The following is an 18,994-nucleotide window of genomic DNA, read 5'->3' as shown; positions in this document are numbered from 1 at the left end:
CAATTCTTTCAGTCGTCCAGGCCGGATCAATCGGGCGTCGCCAGGGTGCCGGTCTTCATCGCTGCGATGACGCCGCCATCAATCAGCAGATCACTGCCGGTCACGAAAGCTGAATCCGGCCCGAGTAGGAAAGACGCGGCGATGGCGATTTCGTCGGGAGGTGCCATGCGTTTGGCCGGGGAGGCTTCGATCATGGCGCGATACATGCCGCCGATTTCCGAATTGAGTTCGTGCAGTGCCAGCGGCGTGACGACAATGCCGGGACTGATCGAGTTGACGCGCGCCCCGCGAGCGCCCCAGCTGATCGCAGAAGCCTGTACGTGCAGATGGTTGGCGCGCTTGGCGATCATGTAGGCGACCACCGTGTTCGGTATGGCATCCGCTTGCAGGAAAGGCAGCGCCAGCAGCTCCTCGGTCGGCGTGTGAAGCAATGCCTGATCCTGCTCCGGTGGGAGTGCGGGCATCATGTGGCCGGCCATGCTGGAGATGATCAGGCCGGCACCGCCCGGGGCGATAACCTTGCCGAACTCATCGAACACCACGGCCGCGCCGTAGAGATCGACCTTCAGCACGCCTTCAATCGGCGCCATGTTGGGCGAGAGGCCGGCGGTGTTAACCACCTGCATCACGCTGCCGAGCTCAGCCGCCCTGGCGGCCAGCGCCTTGACCGAGTCACGCGAAGTGACGTCGACCGCTTGAGTCTCGACTGCATAGCCAGCGTCGCGCATGGACAGTGCGGCGCTGGCAAGCGTTGCCTCATTGAAGTCTGCCAGCAGCACAGTGCGGCCAAAACCTTGTCTGCGCGCGATGGCAATACCGATACCGCCTGCGCCGATGATGACGATTACGTCCTTGCTCATGGGTTTGCTCCTGAATTGAGGGTTGTCGCGTGTCTTACAGCGCGTTCTTGAGGATGGTGGTGACCACGTCGCGGGTGTAGATCTCGGCGATGCCGAACCACTTGGCGTTGCCCAGCACGTTGTCGATGGTGGCCGGCAGGTCGGCCTCAGTGATGCCCAGTTGCGACAGGTGCGTCGGCGTGCCGATCTTGTCGAACCACTTCTCCAGCGCAGCAATGCCTTGCTCGGCGGTTTCCAGACCGAAGATTTCCTGTGCAAAACGCTTGAACTGCTCGGGGTTGCGGCTGTGATACCACTTCATCCAGGCCGGCATGATCACCGATAGGCCCGCGCCATGTGGCACGTTGAAGAGCGCTGAGAGCGAGTGCTCAATCATGTGGTTCGGGTAACTAAAACCTGCCGTGCCAGCGTAAGTCAGGCCATTGAGTGCCTGCGTGGAGGCCCATGCGAACTCGGCACGCGCGCCGTAGTTGGCCGGGTCGGCCAGCAGGGTCTCGGTGGTCTCGATCACCGTCTTGATGATTGCTTCGACCAGACGCGACTGGAAGCGCGGCTGCACCTTGGCTGTGAAGTAACCCTCGATCGAGTGGGCGATGATGTCGGAAGCCGAATACACGAGATAGTCACGAGACACGGTCTGCATCAGCGCCGGATTGACGATCGACACCTTGGGGAAAGTGTGCGGCGAGCCAATCGCAAACTTTTCCTTGGTCTCTTCGTTGGTTACCACGGCGCCGTTGTTCATCTCGCTGCCGGTGGCGGCGAGTGTCAGCACGCTGAAGATCGGCAGCGCAGCATTGATCGTGGCGGCGCGGGTAAAGAGCTCCCACACATCGCCGTTATGCAGCACGCCGGCCGCGATGGCCTTTGAGCTGTCCAGCACCGAGCCGCCCCCCACAGCAAGGACGGCCTCGACCTGATGCGTGCGGGCCACGGCGATGGCTTCGCGCACCGTGGAAATCACCGGATTGCTGACGATGCCGCCGAACTCGACGAAGGAGATGCCTTGCGCGGCGAGACTCTTCGTCACTGCGTCAAACAGGCCGTCGCGCTTGATACGCTCGCTGCCGTAGGTCAGCAGCACCTTCTTGATGCCGTGCGCAGCCAGATGCTGACCGATCTGCTGTTCCTTGTCGGTACCGAAATCGATAGTGGTCGGGTTGTGGAAGATGAAGTTGTCCATGTGTCTCTCCTTGGGATTGAGGGCTGATTTGATGGACTGAACTTTAGAACTCATACAAACATCACACTAGACAGATATAACTTGAATGATTTACAACTAAATGATGTAAATAAACCGGGTGCTGTCATGTCGATCAACGAGCTGCGCTCCATCACCACCTTCATCCGCACCGCCGAGCTGGGCAGCCTGAGTCGTGCCGCCGAGGCTCAGCAGATCTCGCCGCAGGCGGCCAGTAAGGCTCTGGGCCAGCTTGAGCAGCATCTGGGGGTACGCCTGTTTCACCGCACCACGCGCAGCATGGCGCTCACCGAAGAAGGCCAGCGCTTTCTGGAGGCAGCGCAGCCCTCCCTGCTGGGCCTGCAGCAGGCGCTGCTGGCGGTGCGTCAAACCCGCGAGGACTTCGCCGGGCCACTGCGCATCGTCGGGCCGCGCTCGGTACTGCAGCCCGTGATCAGCCCGGTGCTGCAGGAATACTGCCGGCTGTATCCCGAGGTGCAACCTGACGTGCAGCTCGACGACCGCATCGGCAACTGGGTCGAGGATCGCGTCGACGTAGGCTTCCGCATCGGCTCTTCACCGCAGGAGGGGCTGATTGCCCGCAGGCTGTTTCCGCTGCAACTGGTGATCTGCGCGGCCCCCAGCTATCTGCGCAAGTACGGCGTGCCGCAGAATCGCCATGATCTGAACCAGCATCGCTGCAGCGTCTTCCGCCACCCCGGCAACGGACGTCTGGTGCCCTGGCACCTGAAGATCGACGAGAGCACACTGGAGTGGCCGGTGTCGCCCGCCTTCAGCACCAATGACGATTTGCTGGAGCTGCACGCAGTACTGGCCGGCGAAGTGATCGGCCAGCTTGCCGCCCCCACGGCCGCGCCTCACATCCGCGCCGGGCGGCTGGTGCCACTGCTGGTCGAGCATGTGGCCGATGGCTACAGCCTGTTCATCTACTACGGCAGCCGCGCCTTGCCGGCGCGCGTGCGACGCTTTATCGATCTGGCGGTAGATCGACTGACGGACAGCCATGATTTTGTATTGAGTGCAGAGGAACTCAGTAGCGGAGGATTTTCCTAAGCAGACGGGCCGATAAGCTTCTCAGCTTTAGTCGCCTCATCGTCGGTCTGAGCGGTCGTTCAGCCCTCCTTGTTTAAGCGGCAAAAGTGGCGAGCAAAGCCACTTGCGTGGTCTCCACAAAATCCGGGGCGATTCAGTTTGTTGCTCTGTCACTCTCAAAGTCCTTTCGTGATTTGTCATTGCAGCTAGAGGAAGCCAAAAAGCAGGGCGGAATTAATTCGGCCCTCATTGCTCTTGATGAGCTTTCATAACTGAAACTCTACCAATCACGCACCAAAGCAAAACGCCCGGCTTTCCGATTCGCCGGGCGTTTTAATTGGCTAGGTAGTTAAGTATGTAGTTCCCTTATTTTGAACCAGATGGAATACATGGCCGGCAGGAACACGAGGGTCAGGATCGTCCCGGCAAACGTGCCGCCAATCAGCGTATAGGCAAGCGTTCCCCAGAACACCGAATGCGTCAGCGGGATGAAGGCGAGGATCGCAGCCAGTGCGGTCAGGATCACCGGACGCGCGCGCTGCACGGTCGCCTCGACCAGTGCGCGGAAGGGATCCAGCCCGGCCTGTTCATTCTCATGAATCTGCCCGATCAGGATCAACGTATTGCGCATCAGGATGCCCGACAGCGCGATCAGACCCACCAGCGCATTGATGCCGAAGGGCTGCTGGAAGAGGATCAGCGTCGGTACCACACCGATGAGCCCCAGCGGACTGGTGAGGAAAACCATCACCATGCCCGCCATCGAGCGCACCTGCAGGATGATGATGAGCAGCGTAATCGCCAGCATGATAGGAAAGAGCGGCAGCATCGCCACAGTCGCCTTGCCGGACTCCTCAATGGATCCCGCCTCCACGATGTGATAACCACTCGGGAGCTTGTCGATGACGGGCTGCAGTTGCCGGGTGATTGCCGTCGACACGTCAGGCGGCTGCAAGCCTTCGCCAATGTCCCCCCGCACGGTGATCGTCGGTACGCGGTCGCGTCGGCGCATGATCGGCTCTTCCATGCGCACTTCGACTTTGCCAATCTGTGACAGCGGAATGCGCTGCCCCTGCGCGCCTGCCAAGGTGAAATCACCAATTTTGGCCGGGTCGAGCCGCTTGTTGCCTGCCGAGCGCGCGACAACCTGCACCGTACGAATGTCCTCACGTACGGCAGTCACAGGAACACCGTTGAGCAGGAATTGCAGTTGCTGCGCCACCAAGCTGGAAGTCAGCCCAAGCGCTTGCAAGCGGTCTTGCTGCAAAGTGAAGTGCAGCGTGGGGACACGCACGCCCCAATCCGTGTTGACCGTGAGCATCAACGGACTGGCATCCATGACCTGCTGCACCTCAGCGGCCACCTTGCGCAACACTTCCGGATCAGGGCCAGTGACCCGATAAGCCACAGGGAAAGGCGTGTACGGACCGAAGATGAGTTGGGTGACACGTACGCGCGCCTCCGGGGCCAGGCCTTCGGCGATGGCCTCGCGCAAGCGGTGTTTGAGCGACTCTCGCTCATTCTGGTTATCTGTCCGCACCACGATTTTGGCAAACGACGGATCCGGGAGCTCCGGCCCCATCGCCAGGTAGAACCGTGGCGCACCCTGGCCGACGTAGGCTGTGACTGTCTTCGCTTCCTCTTGCTTGGCCAGCCAAGCCTCCACCTTCGCCGACGCAGCGCTAGTCTGGGTAATCGATGTGCCATAAGGCATCTGGACCTCGACCAGCACTTCTGGCCGGTCAGAAATCGGGAAAAACTGCTTCTTGACCACCGCCATGCCGAGCACCGACAACACGAAAAGGCCGATCACCGTTCCAGCGACGATCCACTTCCGGGCGATGACGCGCCCCAGTAGTTGGCGGAAGCGGTTATAGCGAGGTGTGTTGTAGATAGCCTCGTGACCACCTTCGACCTTCTTGAAATCGGGCAGCAACTTGACCCCAAGGTAGGGTGTAAAAACCACAGCGACCACCCATGAGGCAATGAGCGCGATGCCGACGATCCAGAACATGTTGCTGGTGTATTCGCCTGCCGAAGAGCGTGCAAAGCCATTCGGCATGAAACCGACCGCCGTGACCAGCGTGCCTGACAGCATGGGCGCCGCAGTGTGGCTCCAGGCATAGGCCGAGGCCGCAATGCGGTCATAGCCTTCTTCCATTTTCACCACCATCATTTCGATGGCGATGATGGCGTCATCCACCAGCAGGCCGAGCGCCAGGATCAATGAGCCCAGCGTAATACGGTCGAAATTCTTGCCGCTCGCTAGCATCACCGCAAAGACGACGGCCAGCGTCAGCGGCACTGCGGCAGCAACCACGACCCCGACGCGCCAGCCCATGCTGACGAAGCACACCAACATCACCACGAGCAGGGCGACGAAGAACTTGATCATGAACTCATCCACCGCCGAGCTGATGTTGACGGCCTGATCGGTGACCTTGGCCAAGCTCATGCCCAGCGGCTGCAAGGCATTGATCGCTTTCACCTCGCCGTCCAAGGTCTTGCCCAGATTTAGCCCGTTCCAGCCGTCACGCATGACAACGCCCAGCAGCAACGCAGGTTCACCTCCGTTACGGATCAAGAACGTTGCTGGATCTTCATAGCCACGCTTGACGGTGGCAATGTCCGAGAGCTTGAGCGTGCGCCCCTGCGCCACCACAGGTGTGTTGCGGATTTTCTCCAGCTCATCAAAGGCGCCGTCCAGACGAATGAACACCTCCGGCCCCTTGGTCTCGACGGAGCCTGCCGGTGTCAAGGCATTCTGACTGCCCAGCGCCGCGAAAACCTCCTGCGGGCTGACGCCCAAGGTTGCCAGACGCTCGTGGGAAAACTCCACAAAGATGCGTTCCGACTGTTCGCCAACGATGTTGACCTTCTTCACGCCGGGCACATGTAGCAGGCGCTGGCGCTGCGTTTCCGCCTCGCGAACGAGCTCGCGCTGCGGCACGCCCTTGGCCTTGAGTGCGTACAAGGCAAAGGTCACATCGGAATACTCGTCGTTAACAAACGGTCCCATCACGCCGGGCGGCAGGTTGCGGATTTCGTCGCCGACCTTTTTGCGGGCTTGATAGAACTCGTCCTGCACTTGCGACGGTGGGGTGCTGTCGAGCAAAGTCAGCGTGGTGAATGCCAGTCCAGGCCGGGTGTAAGTCTCGCTACGGTCGTACCAGCGCAGCTCCTGCATGCGCTTTTCGATTTTCTCGGCGACTTGGTCCTGCATTTCCTGCGCGGTTGCGCCGGGCCAGGCGGTGATGATCGTCATCACCTTGATCGTGAATGAAGGGTCCTCCGCCCGCCCCAGCTTGAAGAAGGACAGGACCCCGCCCAGCGAGATCAGGAGGATCAGGAACAAGGTGATGGCGCGTTCGCGTACCGCGAGCGCCGACAGGTTGAATCGCCCTTCGCTCATGGACGCGCCCCTTGAGTCGCTGCGGCAGCGGCAAGACCGGTGATGCGGACCTGTTCGCCTTCACGCAGCAGGTGCGCGCCGAGCGCGACAATGCGCTCGCCCTGCTTGAGCCGGCCCGCGACATAGGCACTGGCGTCATCAACGCGCTGGACTGCTACTGGCCGCCAAGAGACTTTCGCTGGCTCGCCCTGGATGACCCACACCCCCGGCCCCTTGCCAGGGTCGAACAGGGCACCGATGGGTACGTGCAGCCCACCATGAACTGAAGTAGCCCCTTCCGTAATCTCGAGCACGACCGTGCTACCCAGGGGAGCATTCGATAACTCGCCCTCCAGCACATAACGCGCCTCGAAGGTGCGCGTGAGTCGGTCTGCCGAGTTGGAGAGCTGGCGCAGTTTTGCGGGAACAACTGTGCCTTCCTTGCCGAACAAAGTGGCCTGCGCCGCCGAACCGATCAACGGGCGCAGCGTTTCCGGCAACTGAATTACGGCCTCACGCCGGCCGGCATGCGCCAACCGCAACACAACCTGCCCGGCACTGACGACCTGCCCGGGCTCGGCCAGGGTTTCCATGACCACACCGTTGCCATCAGCCAGCAGTTCGGTATAGCGGCTTGCATTGCGGGCCACGTCAGCTTGGGCCTCTGCGGCGCTGAGTTGAGCGCGGGCGGCATCAGCGGCGGCCTTGACCTGATCGTAACTTGATTCAGAGATAGCACCGGTGCCGCGCAGATCGCGGTAGCGGGCCTCTTCTTCCGCCGTCTGCTGGGCACGTGCCCGCGCGGCAGCTACCGCCTCCAGCTGGGCATGGGCCGCCAGCTTCAGATCGATCGGATCGATACGCATTAGCGGCTGGCCGCGTTTGACGCTTTGCCCGGCATCCACCAGGCGCTCCAGTACCTTACCCGAGACCCGGAACCCCAAGTCGCTCTGCACCCGGGCCGCTACGGTGCCCGTGAACGAACGTGAAGCCGAATCTGCTTCCTCTACGACGGCAGCGCGCACCAAGGGCAGCCCGGAGCGCGGATCGGCCGGAGCCTTTTCGCCGCAAGCGATAAGCGCCAGGGGCATGGCGCAGATGAATAAAGGAGTGGCGAGCCGGAGCATGAAAGTCCCTTGGGTGAAATGATCGGGACCTTCATCATCATTCTTGTGACTAAATTAGTCAATAGTCACTGTTGATTTTGCATTATTTCACGGAGACAGACTGCGCAGCACCAGACTTGAAAGCTGACCCGGAGCGTCTTCGGTGTAGTCCAGGCTGTGTTGCAGGATCAGAGGATGCAAGAAAGGGCGCAGCACGAGATAGATCGCCATCACGGTTTCATCCAGAGGCGTCTTGCGCTCAAAGTCCCCACTCTGCCGCCCCTCCTCCAGAATGCCTCGCAGCATGATCCGGACGCGCTCTTCATAGGCAAGCGTGGACAGCCAGCGCTCTGTCGCGGCAGAAGTCGCAATTTCATACAGCTTGCGGTCTTGGGAAAACAGCTGCAGGCTCAGCTCGACAACGGCCTTGAACATGCGCCGCAGCTTCTCTGGGGGCCGATCGGCCTGATCGATAGCCGCCTTGACTTCGGTTTCGATCTTGCTCAGGCAGTTGGCACAAATCATCTCGCCTATCGCCTGCTTCGACTCGAAAAACTTATAGATGTACGCCTTCGAAAAGCCGATGGCCTTCGCAAGATCGGAAACGGTCGTCTTCTCATAGCCATAGCGGCTGAAGTGTTCGGTGGCAGCGAGCACGATCTGGTCGCGCACCTCGTGGTCCGCCGGGCCCCGCACCAGGGCAGCAGGAGAGCTTGTTTTCATCATGGGAGGTAGCTTACGCCAGCGGGAAAGACTAGACAATGAGTGACCAATTGGTATTATGGTCACTCATTTGACGCCAGAAAGAAAACCATGCCGCCCAAACCCACGCTCATCGCCCTCCTGCTTGCCGGCCTGTCGACCGGCTGTGCAGTTGGCCCCGACTACGCAAGACCTGACGCCCCGTTGCCCGAACGCTTCCAGGGGCAGGCTGCTGCGGATCAGCGAATGGCGAACTCCAGCGCCGAACTCGCCACCTGGTGGGCGGGATTCAGCGATCTGCAGCTGACACGCTTCGTGACGCTCGCACTGGAGCAAAACCTCGATCTTGCCCAGGCCTCGGCACGTGTGACACAAGCGCGTGCCGGGCTGGGTGCAGCCAATGCCGCATTGCTGCCCTCCGGCACATTGAGCGGCCAGGCTGCCCGGGCTTACCAGTCGGTCGAAACCCCGCTGGGGCAAGTCCTGAACTCGGCGCCGGGTTTCGACCGCTTCGGCACTGCTTATGAGGCGAATCTTGGCGCGACTTGGGAGCTGGACGTGTTCGGTGGCTTGCGCCGGGGCCGCGAAGCCGTGCTGGCCGAGTACCAAGCCTCGGAAGCCGGTGCAGTGGCTACTCGGCTGACCGTGGCAGCACAGACTGCCGACATCTACATCAGCATTCGTGGCCTTCAGGCTCGCCTGGAAGTCGCTCGCCGGCAGGTACAGACACAGCAGGAACTGCTCGCCACCATCAAGCTGCTGTATGGCAAGGGCTTGGCGCCCGAGCTTCAGGTCAGGCAGGCCGAAGGCGGACTAGCACAGGTTCGTGCTTCGATTCCGTCGCTTGAGGCGGGGCTGGATGTGGCTATGAATGCACTGGATGTCATGCTGGGCACGGCGCCGGGCACGCATCGCGTCGAGTTGAGCAAAATCGCTGACATCCCGGCTGCCCCGCAGGTCAACGCGAGTGGATCACCGGGGGATTTGCTGCGGCGCCGGCCCGACCTGATTTTGGCCGAGCGTCGCCTGGCTGCGTCGAATGCACGTATTGGCGTCGCTATCGCCGAGTACTACCCCAAGCTCTCTCTGAGCGGGCTGGTCGGCAGTGCGACATCTGTATCGAGCGGCAATCTGTTCACCAGCGGCGCCAACCAGGCGGCCGGCGTGCTGGGACTGCGCTGGCGTCTGTTCGACTTCGGCCGCATCAACGCGCAGATCGAGTTAGTGAAGGGACAGGAAGCTGAGATGTTGGCTGCGTATAAACAGGCGGCTCTGAAGGCGACGGAGGACGTGGAAAACGCCTTGTCAGCGCTGGTCAAGCGTGAAGCGCAGGCAGCCGAACTCGCCCAAGGCGTGGACGCGCTAAGCCGCGCGCGCGGCGCCTCGTTTGCGGCCTACCAGAAGGGAGTCGTCAGCCTGATCGAAGTCCTACTGGCCGACGAAAACCTGTTGCGTGTTTCCGATGCACGCGTGCAGGCCCAAACCGAATCGGCCCGCGCAGCGGTCGCAGCCTTCAAGGCACTCGGCGGCGGTTGGCAGCCCCGAGAACTGACAAGCATCGCTATCCAGTAATGGGATTGACGCCCGGAGCAAACGTAGTTCAACGGAGTCACCACGGCGTCCGCCAGCATTTGCTGCACTCATTTTCCAGGCTGGCCAGCCATAGGAGCTAGAAGACCTGGAAGCACAGGATGCTCAGGCTAGCTGCCTGAGCAGGGTCCGCTATGCGAAAGATAGGTGTCGCGGCGAAGGAGATTTCCCCGTTTCAGCCAGGCAACACGCTAATCCCTGATTTCCGGCTGGTTGAATTGGCTGGGGATGATGACGCCCGGTATGTATTTCTGCCCCCATTGCGCCATCTCTTGCAATACAGGCCCCAGTTCGGCGCCTTTGCGAGTGATGAAGTACTCCGCCCGCGGGGGGTTGTTTTGGTAGAACTCTTTTTTGACCAGGCCGGCCGCCTCTAGGCGCTTCAATCGATCCGCCAGAATGTTGGTGGGAATCGACTCGGGTGAAGACTGAAATTCGCCATAACGGCGCTTGCCAGACAGCAGCAGATCGCGCACCACAAGCAAGGTCCATTTATCGCCCACGATGTCCAGCACATTGGCGATGGGGCATGTTGATCGATAGCCCACAAGACACGATGGAGACGGATTGATTTTCTTCATGCTCAAAATTTTAAGTCTGTGACTTGCAATTTACAAGTCTTAGTCATAGTATGTGACTTGCAGTTCGCAAGTTACTTAGTCTCGCCATGCGTGAGACTCATTCGCCAAGCGCAAAAGCAACGCTATCGATCTGCATGAAAACCACAACGCAAATCCAAAACCAATCAGCACTGGAGCCATGACATGAGTGACCCTGCTACCAACCCCGACTCCCTATCCCGCCGACAAGCACTCGTCGCGGGCGTCGCAATGGCTGCAGCCCTTTCCCTGCCCTCGCGCGCAAATGCGCAGAGCGGGCACACGACGGATATCAGTTCGGCGGGAGCATCAACGCGCTTCGTCGAGGTCGGCGGCCGCAAGCTGGCCTACCGTTCCGTTGGAACCGGCAAACCCATCGTGCTGTGCAACCGCTTTCGGGGGGTGCTGGGCCTGTGGGACCCCGCTTTCATTGACGCCCTCGCAGCGCAAGGCTTTCAAGTGGTGACCTTCGACTATTCAGGGCTGGGCCTGTCCACCGGGGAGAGAAGCTATAACCCGGCTGCCATGGTGAAAGACGCAAAAGACCTCGTCGATTCGCTCGGGCTGAAAGATGTCGTGATCGCGGGCTGGTCCATCGGCGGCATCGTTGCGCAGATCTATCTGGCGATGTTCGGCCAGGACGTCAGTCATGCCGTGCTGCTGGCGACGACGCCGCCCGGCAAGCTCGTCAAGCAGGCTGAACAACTGTTCTACGACGCCGCTGCCGTACCCGGCATCGCTCTGGATAACTTCACCACGATATTCTTCGAGCCCGCAGACGAAGGCAGTCGTGCTGCCTCGAAGCGATCCTTCGACCGGATCATGGCGCAGAAGATTGCCCGCAGCCCCGATGTGCCGGCCGACTGGGCGATCAGCCAGATCGGAACCACGCCGCGCAATCCCGTCTTTCCGTCGGACGAAATGCTCGGCTTCTTGAAGACCACGAAGACCCCCATCCTGCATCTGGGGGCTGACCACGACATCATTTTCCCGATCGAAAACTGGTACGCCCTTAACGGGCAGTTGCCGACCGTGAGCATGATTACCTACCCCAGAGCAGGCCACGGACCGCATCACCAATACCCGGAAGCCGCGGCAGCCCAGATTGCGGCATTCATCAAGGGCACACGCAAGGCCTGAACGGCCTCTCTCATCCACCCACTACTTATCGACGACCCACAGAGGACCCATCATGAAACTCGAAGGCAATACCATTCTCGTAACCGGCGGCGGCTCCGGCATCGGCCGCGGCCTCGCGGAAGCATTCCACCAACGCGGTAACAAGGTCATCATCGCCGGGCGCCGCAAGGCGCTGCTCGACGAAGTCGTGGCCGCTAACCCCGGCATGGAGGCTATTGAGCTGGATGTCGCCGACTCGGCCAGCATCCAGACGGCGGCGCAAATCCTGATCGACCGTTACCCCACCCTCAACGTGCTGGTCAACAATGCCGGTATCATGCCCTTCGACAATGCGGCGGGGCAGATTGACGAAGCGACCTCACGCCGCCTGGTCGAAACCAACTTGCTCGGGCCGATCCTGCTGACTTCCGCATTGATCGAACATCTGAAGCGCCAGCCGCGCGCCACGATCATCTACAACACCTCCATTCTGGCCTACGTCCCCCTGGCGCCCAGTGCGGTCTATTCCGCCACCAAAGCTGCCCTGCATTCCTACGCCTTGTCCCAGCGCTTCATGCTGCAAGACACGAACGTGACCGTGCAGGAAATCGCCCCGCCCTGGGTGGATACAGAGCTCCTGGGTAAGAAGAGTGGAGATCCGCGCGCCATGCCGCTTGACGCGTTCATCGCCGAAACCATGGCAGGTCTGGCGACAGACACGCCCGAGATCGTGGTCGAGGCGGTCAGTGCACTGCGCGCCAATCCGGGCCCTGGCGAACATGCATTCGTCAACGCATTCAATGCGCAGATGATTGCGAATCCGCCCCCGATGTAATTGGCCAAGCAATGGGAGCCGCCATGTCGTATTCAAAAGTTGTGCTTGTCACCGGCGTGTCATCGGGTATCGGGCGCGCCACCGCAGAGAGATTTGCCAGCCAGGGTTGCCGAGTGTTCGGCACCATGCGCAATCTGGCAGGAGCGAAGGCTATTCCAGGAGTGACGCTCCTCGAGATGGACGTCCGCGACGAAGTCTCGATTGCGCGTGGAATCGAAACCCTCATCGTCCAGGCCAACCGGATCGACGTGCTGGTCAATAGCGCCGGGGTTACCCTGCTCGGCGCTACAGAAGAAACATCCCTCACCGAAGCTCAGACGCTGCTGGACACCAACCTCCTCGGTGTCCTGCGCATGATCAGGGCGGTGCTGCCTTACATGCGGGGGCAACGCTCCGGCCGCATCGTCAATGTCAGTTCGGTTCTGGGATTTCTGCCGGCTCCCTACATGGCTCTCTATGCAGCTTCCAAGCATGCTGTGGAAGGCCTGTCCGAGAGCCTGGATCACGAGGTGCGCCAGTTCGGCATCCGTGTGGCGCTGGTCCAGCCCTCCTTCACCAGAACCAATCTGGATCTGAACGCGCCTTGGACGACGAACAGAGTCGATGACTACAACGAAACCTTCGGGCGGGTGGCTGAAGCGGTAGCACACAACCTCCAGAAAGCGCCCCTCCCTGATGGCGTTGCCGACACGATTGTCGAGGCCGCGCTAGGCAAGTGGAAAATGCGGCACACGCCCAAAGGCGAGGCCTCCCTTCTGGCCAAACTGCGCCGCTTCATGCCTGCGGGGCCAGTCGACAAAAGCCTCAGGAAAAGCTTTGGGCTCGTCTAGCCAAACCCTCCTGCCAGCCCCAGGACTCATCAAAAACCCGATATCAAGGCATGTGCACATGGCCGGAAAAATTACATGAGCACTTTGAACAGCAAAGCCAGTACCTCACCAAACTCCATGAAACAGGAGCTTCCAGGCTTGCCCCCAAAAACCGCCTCGCCATGGCCGGTGTTCTGGGTTGCCAGTACAGCAGTGTTCCTCGTTTCCATGGACGGCACCATGCTGTTCGCAGCTTTCAGCGCCTTGCGAGCAGGTTATCCACTCGCTACAGCGGCGGATCTTTCGTGGGTGCTGAACGCCTACACGGTGATCTATGCTGCGATGCTGATCCCCTCTGGCGGGCTTTCAGACCGACATGGACGCAAGAAAGTATTTCTCGCTGGCGTCGCGCTCTTTGTGGCGTCTTCCGTAGCGTGTGGCCTGGCCGTCAGCGTGGAATGGCTGGTCGCAGCAAGGGCGCTGCAGGCAATGGGCGCAGCGTTGCTCACGCCAGCCTCGCTCTCGCTCGTACTGGCGGCGTTTCCGACACACAAACGAGCGGTCGCGGTCAGTCTCTGGAGTGCGGTCGGTGGTCTGGCTGCAGCGGTGGGGCCCAGTCTGGGCGCACTCGTGGTCGCATCGCTCGGCTGGCAGTGGGCGTTCTACCTGAATGCCCCCTTGGGCTTGTTTGCAATGTGGCGAGGCGCAAGGCTGCTGACCGAAGCAAAAAAGCCGAGCGAAGGGCGTCCCCTGGACCTGATCGGAATGGGCTTGCTGATCATCGGCATTGGCGCCTTGGCGCTAGCCATCGTGCAGACGGAGTCGCCCGAGTGGTCACGCCATGAGCTGCGGGGTATTGCTGGCTTGGGCATAACGGCCATCGTCGGATTTGTTCTCTGGGCCAGGACTGCTGCAGCACCGCTGGTGGACCTGGGCCTGTTTCGAAGTAGGACCTATCGCTACGTCAATCTCGCCAGCCTCAGCTTCGGCATCGCGTTCTCGATGATGTTCTTCGCTTTTTTCTTTTACATGAAGTCAATCTGGGACTATTCACTCCCGCTGGCTGGCCTGGCGATCACGCCTGGGCCGCTGTTGGTGACACCGGTAGCCGCACTCTCGGGGCGGCTCGCAAGCCGATATGGCCATCGACCACTGCTGGTCGCAGGATGCGCAGTCTACGCAGCGAGCGGCTTATGGTTTTTCATGGTCCCTGGCCCGGAGCCAGCCTACCTGACGCAATGGCTTCCAGGAGCCCTGCTTAGCGGGATGGGAGTAGGTATGGTCCTGCCATCGTTGTCGGGTGCAGCAGTCAGCCATCTACCCGCAGAACACTACGCGGTGGGCAGCGCAATCAATCAGGCAATACGACAAGTCGGGTCTGTCATTGGCGTAGCCCTCACAGTCATGCTGCTGGGGAGTGCTGTCTTGAAACGCGCTGACTTCAATGCCGTCTATTTATGCCATATGAGTCTTGCATTGCTGACAGCGGCGCTTTGTCTCCCGGTGAGAACGCGGCCGGACATTGCTGCAGCCAAGCTATAAGTAACCTCTAGGCCCAATAGCATTTCATCACCGAGAAGACCATGGAAAATGGAAACAACTCAGCAGCATGGACACGCCAGCAGTCGGAAGCAATACAACGCATGCGGGACGGTGGTGGCTCTCCAGGCCTGACGCGTGCAGACCAGATCGCTGACAAGAGTGGGCGAGCCATTCTTGAAGCCATGATGTCCGGCGAACTGCCATACCCACCCATGAACGACACCATGAACATGGTGTTGCTGGAGGTGGATGATGGCCGCGCAGTCTTCCAGGGCATCCCGCAACTGGAACACTACAATCCTCTGGGCACGGTGCACGGCGGCTGGTTCGCCACCCTGCTGGACTCCGCACTTGGGTGCGCAGTCCAGAGCAGACTTCCCGCCGGGCGCTCTTATACAACGGTTGAACTCAGCCTCAACATCGTTCGCCCTGCTCTGCAGAAAACAGGCCCACTGCGCGCCGTCGCGAAGGTGATTCACATGGGAGGACAGCTAGCCACGGCAGAGGCGCGCATTGAGGATGAAAACGGACAGTTGTACGCACACGCGACCACAAGCTGCTTCATCTTCAAACTACAAAGAAGCTGACAGGTAAGCCCTCTCCTTGTCGGGAGCACAGCAAAAGAAAGGGCGACGTTCCCTGTGCTGCCCTGTCACCAGCAGGGACGGTTCAGGCGGCTTTGTGCGTTACTGCAGTCGTTCAATCTGTAGGGATTGAACGACTGTTATGGCCGACGACCTGCCGGACTTTGCTTTAGGGGGCGAGCCCTGCTCCTCCGAACCTCAGTGCCTACTACTCGTCCTAAACGGACAGTGAAGCTGCATTCAATGAGTGACCGGTGAGCAGCGGGAGCACACGTCCGATTTGGAGCGTGGAGCTGTCGTCAAGAAGCCGAACGTTACCATTGAGAGGGGGAACTCAGTAGTTGAAGAGAGTTCACTAGCGGCCAGCGGCTGGCGTTAGCAAAGGCGTCGACGAGCAAACCACGACTCGCCTTGCGCCTCTCGTGAGAGCCACGTAGAGGTGTTGCGCAGTCATGCGCTCGGGCTCAAGAATGACCGCGACGTCAGCCTCCAGCCCTTTCAGAAGAAGCGTGCTTCCTACGGCGCGCCGGCCCAGCGGCCGACTCAGATGGCGGTTTCGCTCGCGTGCCTGTATCGCCGCGCCGATGAACCCTCCGTCGCCCCCTGCTGCTCGCAGTGCTGAGATACAGCAGTGCAACACTTCGGGTCGGTAGACACGCGCACCGCGTTGATCCGCGAGGGACTGGAGTAAGTCAATCGAGGTCGTGTAGCTGGGAGCCGCCATGAACGCCACTGCTGCGGTTTCTGCAGGCGTCGCGGGCGTGCGGGCTCGGCCGCCACGTATTGTTTCGACCCGCGTGAGTAAGTTGGCAGTCCCGACCCCGGTCATCAGTGAAGTCGCGAATTCGGCAAGCAGTCGCAGCGCGTTGGGACTCGCTAAGTCGAACTGGCGGGCGAAGTTCGCCAGGTCCTTCAGGTCAACCGCTTCGACAGAGGTGGCACCCGGCGTCTGCATGGTGAGTTGATTGCGACCATTCACATTCATGGAGTCGCCAATCACCAGAACGCGGCCGTCTCGGTTTGGCGCTTCGGTCCGGGCGGCCATGAGTCGCTGTTGCACTTCCATTCCGCGTGTCAGTTGAACCCACTGGACACCCTCTGGCGCGCTACGTAGATCCACAGGCTGACCGGCCTGCAATGATGCGCGGGCTTGAAGTAGCCAGGCACCCAGCGCGTCCATGCCTGCGAGTCTCCATCGCCAAGGGGTCTGTAGTGCGCCAATGGGCGGGAAGGCTACCTGAGCCTCAAGCTCCCAGTGGACCAGTGGGTCGCGAAAGCCGAATATCGCCTGCATCGGGTCACCAAGGATGCACGTGGGCAGCGCTTGCGCGATGGAGCAGACGATGCTGTGCTGTGCGGTATTGCAGTCCTGATACTCGTCAACCAGCAAGCGCGAATATGTCGAGGTTATGGGGTCATTGATGTGACCAGCCTGTAAGAGCCTTTGCACGGCACCTCGGATAGCAGGGTAGTCAGTGTTCGGGTTGTGCAGTTCGAGAATGCGCGCATCGAGGCCTGTGCGGAGCGGAAACTTTGTCGCTAACCGCATCGCCAAACCGTCGATGGTCGACAGTCTGTACGCAGAGCTCGGGACGCTGCCCCGCTGCAGCCTAGAGCGTAGTGCCGTGACTCCAGCGTTGGTATGCGTCAGCACCAAGACTGGCTTGCTATCGGTGTGCTGACTCAGTGCGTCCGCGATGAGCTGGGTCTTGCCACATCCGGCTGGGGCGGTAACTGAGCCTAGGCGCGCCTGAAAGATGTCGATTTCAGGCGGCGGCACTCGTCCACCCCCAGAGCTGATTCGTAACCTGGACGAAGCCCGGCTCTGCATTCGCTATGTGAGGGCCGACGACGTCCTTGGCGATTTCCTGGAAACCGCTCACTGACTTGAACCAGCCGTTCTTGTTGTTGCGAGCGGCAATTCCGAGCAAAGCTCTGCTCGCAGGTGTGTAGCCGCCATTCAGCCGTTCGGCCTCTATGGCATCTAAGGTGACCTGTCCGTTCGACTTCGACTTGATGTGCTCTGCCATTAGCTCGCGGCCTACCATCTCGTCCGCCTTATTCAGCAGCGCGTGCACCGCGTCATTGCTTGAATAGCGGAATAGCTCGTCCTCGAGCGCCAAGCCGGGCCGCCACGTAAGGTACTGGCCGCCAGCCGCAATGAATCTCTCGACGAGTCCGACGGTTAAAACAGGCTTGTCCGCATCGACGAAGACGAGGACACGATAGCCCAACTTCAGGAATGCCTCCCCTCGTGTGAAGCATTGGTCGGGGCTTCCTCCGCCGACGTCCACGTATGAGCCTCCGTGGGCCAGGAATGACGTCGCGCCACAGAAGACCCACCACTGGTCCATCCCGCGAGCGAATCCGACCTCGCTGGCGCCTTCGCAGACGATAACGGACTTGGACAGGAAGGCCTCGGCCGCCCTGCGCAATGTGCCCTGGATGGCGTCGTCCGTACCGGCGCATGTCGCTGTATGGATGCCCGAACGCTGGCGCACGACGAAAAGCTGGTTGCCAGCGAGCTCCCTGAGCGTCACCGGAGAATGGGTTGTCATAAAGACCTGCAGCGGTTGGGTCGCGTCCTTCGCACCGAGTGAGTCGAGCAGACGCATGAGCCGGTGCGGCTCAAGTCCGTATTCGACTTCATCTACAAGAGCAACGGTGGCGGCGGCCGCTGCGGCCCTTTGCAACCCCGCGACAAGGAGCCGCCCCGAACCAGTGCCCAACGACCGCAAAGGAATGCCGGTCTCGCTGTGGAGGGCGATAGCACCATCGCCAATCGACACCGAGTGAGCATCAAGTAGCGCCTGAGCGCTCGCACCGACGGCTACACCCAGGCCGATAGCTGTCTGGGTTACCACTTGTAGGGTTTGAGCAAATTGAGGGCCGGCCTGCGCGCCGAAGGTGGCCCGGGCGGCGCGTGCCGCTCCAGCGAGTTCCGCGCCAAGGTTCGCGCGCTCTTCTGTGAGCCGGTTCAACACTGAGCCCTTGGCCCAGGAAAGGTTTGTGTTTGCGTAGGTGCCGATTCGGGCTGGTGCTACGAGGCTGCGGTCCTTCCAGGTCAGCGACCGGTCCAGTTGTTGGTGGGCGGCTCGGTCGGAATAGAGCGTCCAACTCGGCTCAAGGTCGCCCTTGACCTCGAGCTTCAGCGTCAAAACCGTTTCTAGACCTGCGCGCGGCTCGTCTTCAAGCAGCCCCGTGCCGAGGTCAAATCCGCGAAGAAAGTCTCCGTAGGTGTCGATGTTCTTCAGCTCGTCGGGTAGTACGCCGAGCGTGGCCGCAATCACGATGGTCCGGGTGACGTCCAGGCTGAAGAAGTCCGTGTCGCCGAAAGGTGCGCTCCTCCGCGCTCCAAGGCACAGGTCGATGGCATCGAGGATGGTCGACTTGCCACTATCTCCTGGGCCAATAAGGCAGTTCACTCCGTTGGACGGTGTCCAATCGAGCGTCTGTATTGAGCGAAAATTGCGAATTTCAAGGCGGCGGATGCGAGTCATGATTTCTCTTTGTTGGTCTGGTAAATTTCCCAACGCGACGGGAAGCTGCCCAAGGGATGCACGGGTACTCGTCAGGCATGCCCAAGCGTCAGCTCTCGCATGCAAACCGATCATCGAGAGTCTA

General features: G+C 60.6%; 15 protein-coding genes. 7 read left to right on the top strand and 8 right to left on the bottom strand.

Annotated features, from left to right (window positions below):
• Positions 1-26: 26 nt before the first annotated feature.
• Both ABXR19_RS11385 and ABXR19_RS11380 read right to left on the bottom strand, forming a co-directional pair.
• Positions 27-860 (bottom strand): SDR family oxidoreductase, encoded by an 834-nt coding sequence (locus tag ABXR19_RS11385; protein ID WP_354601253.1) that lies wholly within the window; start codon positions 858-860, stop codon positions 27-29.
• Positions 861-894: 34 nt separating this feature from the next.
• Positions 895-2,043: an iron-containing alcohol dehydrogenase gene (locus ABXR19_RS11380; RefSeq protein ID WP_354601252.1), complete on the bottom strand. Its 1,149-nt coding sequence runs from the start codon at positions 2,041-2,043 to the stop codon at positions 895-897.
• Between the two features lie 126 nt (positions 2,044-2,169).
• Here ABXR19_RS11380 and ABXR19_RS11375 point away from each other — a divergent pair, with 126 nt between their 5' ends.
• Positions 2,170-3,114, top strand: coding sequence for a LysR family transcriptional regulator (locus ABXR19_RS11375; protein ID WP_354601251.1), 945 nt, complete (start codon positions 2,170-2,172; stop codon positions 3,112-3,114).
• Positions 3,115-3,442: 328 nt separating this feature from the next.
• Here the strand turns inward: ABXR19_RS11375 and ABXR19_RS11370 are convergent, their stop codons facing one another.
• The 3 genes from ABXR19_RS11370 to ABXR19_RS11360 all read right to left on the bottom strand — a co-directional run bounded on the left by ABXR19_RS11370 (position 3,443) and on the right by ABXR19_RS11360 (position 8,379).
• Positions 3,443-6,505: an efflux RND transporter permease subunit gene (locus ABXR19_RS11370; protein WP_354601250.1), complete on the bottom strand. Its 3,063-nt coding sequence runs from the start codon at positions 6,503-6,505 to the stop codon at positions 3,443-3,445.
• Positions 6,502-7,575: an efflux RND transporter periplasmic adaptor subunit gene (locus ABXR19_RS11365; RefSeq protein ID WP_354601249.1), complete on the bottom strand. Its 1,074-nt coding sequence runs from the start codon at positions 7,573-7,575 to the stop codon at positions 6,502-6,504. The genes ABXR19_RS11370 and ABXR19_RS11365 overlap by 4 nt, the downstream gene beginning before the upstream one ends.
• A 123-nt stretch (positions 7,576-7,698) precedes the next feature.
• Complete coding sequence (locus ABXR19_RS11360; protein ID WP_354601248.1) at positions 7,699-8,379, bottom strand: TetR/AcrR family transcriptional regulator; 681 nt, start codon at positions 8,377-8,379, stop codon at positions 7,699-7,701.
• Positions 8,380-8,403: 24 nt separating this feature from the next.
• Here ABXR19_RS11360 and ABXR19_RS11355 point away from each other — a divergent pair, with 24 nt between their 5' ends.
• On the top strand, positions 8,404-9,864 hold the full coding sequence (locus ABXR19_RS11355) for an efflux transporter outer membrane subunit (RefSeq protein WP_354601247.1): 1,461 nt from the start codon (positions 8,404-8,406) through the stop codon (positions 9,862-9,864).
• Positions 9,865-10,073: 209 nt separating this feature from the next.
• Here ABXR19_RS11355 and ABXR19_RS11350 read toward each other — a convergent pair whose 3' ends face one another.
• Positions 10,074-10,463: a winged helix-turn-helix transcriptional regulator gene (locus tag ABXR19_RS11350; protein ID WP_354601246.1), complete on the bottom strand. Its 390-nt coding sequence runs from the start codon at positions 10,461-10,463 to the stop codon at positions 10,074-10,076.
• A gap of 183 nt (positions 10,464-10,646) precedes the next feature.
• Between ABXR19_RS11350 and ABXR19_RS11345 the strand changes: the two genes are divergently transcribed.
• From ABXR19_RS11345 to ABXR19_RS11325, 5 genes are all read left to right on the top strand, one after another.
• On the top strand, positions 10,647-11,621 hold the full coding sequence (locus ABXR19_RS11345) for an alpha/beta fold hydrolase (RefSeq protein ID WP_354601245.1): 975 nt from the start codon (positions 10,647-10,649) through the stop codon (positions 11,619-11,621).
• A 52-nt stretch (positions 11,622-11,673) separates the two neighbouring features.
• Positions 11,674-12,435, top strand: coding sequence for an SDR family oxidoreductase (locus ABXR19_RS11340; RefSeq protein WP_354601244.1), 762 nt, complete (start codon positions 11,674-11,676; stop codon positions 12,433-12,435).
• A gap of 23 nt (positions 12,436-12,458) precedes the next feature.
• Positions 12,459-13,265, top strand: a complete 807-nt coding sequence (locus ABXR19_RS11335; protein ID WP_354601243.1) for an oxidoreductase — start codon at positions 12,459-12,461, stop codon at positions 13,263-13,265.
• Between the two features lie 75 nt (positions 13,266-13,340).
• On the top strand, positions 13,341-14,786 hold the full coding sequence (locus ABXR19_RS11330) for an MFS transporter (RefSeq protein ID WP_354601242.1): 1,446 nt from the start codon (positions 13,341-13,343) through the stop codon (positions 14,784-14,786).
• A 41-nt stretch (positions 14,787-14,827) separates the two neighbouring features.
• Positions 14,828-15,373, top strand: coding sequence for a PaaI family thioesterase (locus tag ABXR19_RS11325; protein WP_354601241.1), 546 nt, complete (start codon positions 14,828-14,830; stop codon positions 15,371-15,373).
• Positions 15,374-15,725: 352 nt separating this feature from the next.
• Here the strand turns inward: ABXR19_RS11325 and ABXR19_RS11320 are convergent, their stop codons facing one another.
• Together ABXR19_RS11320 and ABXR19_RS11315 are read right to left on the bottom strand one after the other, a co-directional pair.
• Complete coding sequence (locus tag ABXR19_RS11320) at positions 15,726-17,201, bottom strand: UvrD-helicase domain-containing protein (RefSeq protein WP_354601240.1); 1,476 nt, start codon at positions 17,199-17,201, stop codon at positions 15,726-15,728.
• Positions 17,137-18,870, bottom strand: a complete 1,734-nt coding sequence (locus ABXR19_RS11315) for an ATP-dependent nuclease (protein WP_354601239.1) — start codon at positions 18,868-18,870, stop codon at positions 17,137-17,139. The genes ABXR19_RS11320 and ABXR19_RS11315 overlap by 65 nt, the downstream gene beginning before the upstream one ends.
• Positions 18,871-18,994 lie beyond the last annotated feature (124 nt).

The sequence above is a fragment of the Uliginosibacterium flavum genome, from assembly GCF_040566545.1.
Taxonomy (GTDB): domain Bacteria; phylum Pseudomonadota; class Gammaproteobacteria; order Burkholderiales; family Rhodocyclaceae; genus Uliginosibacterium; species Uliginosibacterium flavum.
Note: the sequence above shows the minus strand (reverse complement) of the source record. Positions and strands in the feature narration are given on the sequence as shown.

Coding starts and splice junctions, on each gene's coding strand:
- ABXR19_RS11345 (WP_354601245.1), top strand. CDS start 10,647: ATGAGTGACCCTGCTACCAACCCCGACTCCCTATCCCGCCGACAAGCA.
- ABXR19_RS11340 (WP_354601244.1), top strand. CDS start 11,674: ATGAAACTCGAAGGCAATACCATTCTCGTAACCGGCGGCGGCTCCGGC.
- ABXR19_RS11320 (WP_354601240.1), bottom strand. CDS start 17,201: ATGCAGAGCCGGGCTTCGTCCAGGTTACGAATCAGCTCTGGGGGTGGA.
- ABXR19_RS11375 (WP_354601251.1), top strand. CDS start 2,170: ATGTCGATCAACGAGCTGCGCTCCATCACCACCTTCATCCGCACCGCC.
- ABXR19_RS11355 (WP_354601247.1), top strand. CDS start 8,404: ATGCCGCCCAAACCCACGCTCATCGCCCTCCTGCTTGCCGGCCTGTCG.
- ABXR19_RS11330 (WP_354601242.1), top strand. CDS start 13,341: ATGAGCACTTTGAACAGCAAAGCCAGTACCTCACCAAACTCCATGAAA.
- ABXR19_RS11350 (WP_354601246.1), bottom strand. CDS start 10,463: ATGAAGAAAATCAATCCGTCTCCATCGTGTCTTGTGGGCTATCGATCA.
- ABXR19_RS11370 (WP_354601250.1), bottom strand. CDS start 6,505: ATGAGCGAAGGGCGATTCAACCTGTCGGCGCTCGCGGTACGCGAACGC.
- ABXR19_RS11385 (WP_354601253.1), bottom strand. CDS start 860: ATGAGCAAGGACGTAATCGTCATCATCGGCGCAGGCGGTATCGGTATT.
- ABXR19_RS11365 (WP_354601249.1), bottom strand. CDS start 7,575: ATGCCCCTGGCGCTTATCGCTTGCGGCGAAAAGGCTCCGGCCGATCCG.
- ABXR19_RS11335 (WP_354601243.1), top strand. CDS start 12,459: ATGTCGTATTCAAAAGTTGTGCTTGTCACCGGCGTGTCATCGGGTATC.
- ABXR19_RS11325 (WP_354601241.1), top strand. CDS start 14,828: ATGGAAAATGGAAACAACTCAGCAGCATGGACACGCCAGCAGTCGGAA.
- ABXR19_RS11315 (WP_354601239.1), bottom strand. CDS start 18,870: ATGACTCGCATCCGCCGCCTTGAAATTCGCAATTTTCGCTCAATACAG.
- ABXR19_RS11380 (WP_354601252.1), bottom strand. CDS start 2,043: ATGGACAACTTCATCTTCCACAACCCGACCACTATCGATTTCGGTACC.